General features: G+C 65.2%; 4 protein-coding genes and 1 pseudogene. 4 read left to right on the plus strand and 1 reads right to left on the minus strand.

The genetic code is table 11. The annotated features are described in order from the left end of the window. Positions 1 to 278, minus strand: a 278-nt coding sequence (locus RKP46_RS18815) for a glycine zipper domain-containing protein (RefSeq protein WP_311108040.1), incomplete at its 3' end; no start/stop codon positions are given. 166 nt (positions 279 to 444) lie between these two features. Between RKP46_RS18815 and gloA the strand changes: the two genes are divergently transcribed. The 4 genes and pseudogenes from gloA to RKP46_RS18835 all read left to right on the plus strand — a co-directional run. Continuing rightward, positions 445 to 831: a lactoylglutathione lyase gene (gene gloA / locus RKP46_RS18820; protein ID WP_311108041.1), complete on the plus strand. Its 387-nt coding sequence runs from the start codon at positions 445 to 447 to the stop codon at positions 829 to 831. A gap of 7 nt (positions 832 to 838) precedes the next feature. Then, positions 839 to 1,813, plus strand: a complete 975-nt coding sequence (locus tag RKP46_RS18825) for a YncE family protein (RefSeq protein ID WP_311108042.1) — start codon at positions 839 to 841, stop codon at positions 1,811 to 1,813. Continuing rightward, positions 1,810 to 2,562 (plus strand): polysaccharide deacetylase family protein, encoded by a 753-nt coding sequence (locus RKP46_RS18830; RefSeq protein ID WP_311108043.1) that lies wholly within the window; start codon positions 1,810 to 1,812, stop codon positions 2,560 to 2,562. The genes RKP46_RS18825 and RKP46_RS18830 overlap by 4 nt, the downstream gene beginning before the upstream one ends. Then, positions 2,559 to 2,845, plus strand: a pseudogene (locus tag RKP46_RS18835) (fatty acid hydroxylase); the annotation flags it as partial. The gene RKP46_RS18830 and the pseudogene RKP46_RS18835, both read left to right, overlap by 4 nt.

Here is a 2,845-nt window from a genome sequence, read left to right on the forward strand (position 1 = left end):
CCGCGTGTCGCCTGCTCCATCGCTGCCTTCTGCTGCTGCATGTGCTGCGACCACAGATAGCCGCCGCCAGCGCCAATAGCCGCGCCGACGGCCGCGCCGGTGGCTGCGCTGCGGCCCGAATGGCCACCGGCGGTGGCCATTCCGATGACCGCCCCGGCAACCGCGCCGATCGCCGCGCCAGTGCCCGTATCGCGCTGCGTCTCGCTCATGTTGGCGCAACCGGTGAGCCCGCCGGCAGCCAAAGCCGCCGCGCTCAGGGTGATGATCAGCTTTTTCATTCTCTTCGAACCTCCGTCGGTTGAAGTCGCAGACGATGAACGTCGCAAGTCGGCAAGCAAAAACGGCACTTCTCGTGTATCTTCGCGCTTCATTCCGGTCTTGCCGGACGATACGTCGAAAAAGCGGCCCGCGCGCCACGCCACCGCAAGCAACCTGGGGAAAGAAATGAGGATTCTGCACACGATGCTGCGCGTTGGCAACCTCGAACGCTCGCTCGCCTTCTACACCGAGGTTCTCGGCATGCGCCTGTTGCGCCGCCAGGACTACCCGGGTGGGCGCTTCACACTGGCTTTCGTCGGCTACGACGCCGAAACGCAAGGCGCCGTACTCGAGCTGACGCACAATTGGGATACCGCCGCCTACGAACTCGGCAACGCGTTTGGCCACGTCGCGATCGAAGTCGATGACGCCTACGCTGCCTGCGCCGAGATCAAGGCGCGCGCCGGCAAAGTGGTCCGCGAAGCCGGTCCGATGCAGCACGGAAGCACCGTCATCGCCTTCGTCGAAGATCCCGACGGCTACAAGATCGAACTGATTCAGAAAAAGTCCTGAAGCCAAGATGACTTTCCCACACCTGCTCCGTCGGCCGGCCTGGCTCGCCGCCCTGCTTGCCGGCCTGAACTTTCCCGTGTATGCCGGACTGGCCATCGCACTCAATTCGGGTGACGGCACGATCAGCCTGATCGACACCGAAACCTACCAGGTGACCGGCAAGGCGACAGTGTGCAAGGAGCCGCACCACCTGCTGCCGACACCGGACGACAAATCGCTGATCGTCGCCTGCGCAGCGGCCAACCAGTTGGTCTTTTTCGACCCGGCCAGCGGTCGCGAACAAAAGCGCATCCGCGATATTTCCGACCCCTACCACCTGGGCTATTCGCCGGATCGCAAATGGTTTGTCGTCAACTCGCTGCGCCTCGACCGTGTCGACCTCTACGATCCGGTCGATTTCCGCCTGAAGGCGCGCCTGCCGGCGCCGCGCACGCCGTCGCACATGGCTTTCGACAACGCCAGCGAGTTCGTCTTCATCACGCTGCAGGATTCGAACGAAGTGATGGCGATTCACCTGGGAACGCAGAAGGTAGCCTGGGTGATGCCGGTCGGCACGACGCCTGCCGGCATCGTCATGGCGCCCGACAACCGGCACCTGCTGGTCGCCTGCATGGGCGAGGGCATCGTCGAAGTCATCGAATGGCGCTTCCAGAAGAGTGTCAAGAAAGTTCCCACCGACACCGCCGCGCACAACCTGCAACCGAAAGGCGACGGGCGTCATTTCTACGTCTCCAACCGTTCGATCAACGGCAGTATCTCGCTCTTCGACAGCAAGACGATGAGCGTCGTCGAGAAGTACGATGCTCCCGGCGGGCCCGACGACATGATCGTGCGCGCCGACGGCAAGGAAATCTGGGCCACCGCCCGCTTCGCGCGCAAGGTACAGGTGATCGATCTGGTCAGCAAGAAACTGAAGCAATCGATTCCGGTCGGCAGTTCGCCGCACGGCGTCTTCTTCCTCAACCACGCCGGCCTCAGATGAGCCGCGCGCAGTTTCTCCGCACCGTCGCCGGGCTGGCCCTGCTCGCCGCGGTGAGCAGCGCCTCGGCGACTGCCCCGAGCACCGCCGACTGCAAGGGAACACTCTACCTGACCTTCGACACCGGCAACATGCGACACGCCGAACTGATCGCGCAGACGCTGGCGCGACACGGCGCCAAGGCGACCTTCTTCGTCGCCCAGGAGAAGACGATGCGTGGCGATCATTCGCTCGACGCGAGCTGGGCGGCCTACTGGCAAGCGCGCGTTGCCGAAGGCCACGCATTCGGCACGCACACCTGGCGACACGGCAGCTTCCGGCAGGACGTCGGCGATCGCGTGCAGTATTTCGTTGATGGGCGGCATGAAGCGCTCGACGCGCAGGGCGTCTGCGACGAGCTCAAGCGCAGCGACACGCGCTTCCAGGACCTGACCGGACGCCGCCTCGATCGCCTGTGGCGCGCCCCTGGCGGGCGCACGACGCGCAACACGCTGGCTGCCGCGCGCCAGTGCGGCTACGAACACGTCGGCTGGGCCGGCGCCGGCTTCCTCGGCGATGAACTCCCGTCCGAGACGCATCCCAACGCGATGCTCGTCGAGCGCGCGCTGACGCGCCTGCGCGACGGCGACATCGTCATGGCGCACCTGGGCATCTGGTCGCGCAAGGATCCTTTCGCACCAATGCTCGATCCGCTGCTCGGCGCGCTGCGCGCCAAGGGCTTCTGCTTCGCGCCCTTGCGGGGACGCCCGTGATCGACCAACTGGTCGAGATCTTCGTCCGCCTGCAGGGCTGGCTGCTCGAGCACCTCGTCCAGCCGCCGCTGCTTGCGCTGGGCTTCGGCAGCTACCTGGAAGTCGCTTTCGACGGCATCGAGTTCTTTCTCTGCGGCGTGCTGCAGATCAGCGCCGCCTACCTGCTGCTGCGCCCGCTGGAGGCGTGGAAACCCATCGAGGTCTGGCCCGATCGTAAGGCGGTGCGCGTCGACGTGATCTATACGCTGCTCGACCGGCTCGGCGTCGTTCCGCTCGCCGTCTT

The sequence above is a fragment of the Accumulibacter sp. genome (assembly GCF_031732815.1).
Taxonomy (GTDB): Bacteria; Pseudomonadota; Gammaproteobacteria; order Burkholderiales; family Rhodocyclaceae; genus Accumulibacter.

What these genes read in the sequence shown, in the direction of transcription:
- RKP46_RS18825 (WP_311108042.1), top strand. Translation starts at nt 839, where the DNA reads ATGACTTTCCCACACCTGCTCCGTCGGCCGGCCTGGCTCGCCGCCCTG.
- gloA (WP_311108041.1), top strand. Translation starts at nt 445, where the DNA reads ATGAGGATTCTGCACACGATGCTGCGCGTTGGCAACCTCGAACGCTCG.
- RKP46_RS18830 (WP_311108043.1), top strand. Translation starts at nt 1,810, where the DNA reads ATGAGCCGCGCGCAGTTTCTCCGCACCGTCGCCGGGCTGGCCCTGCTC.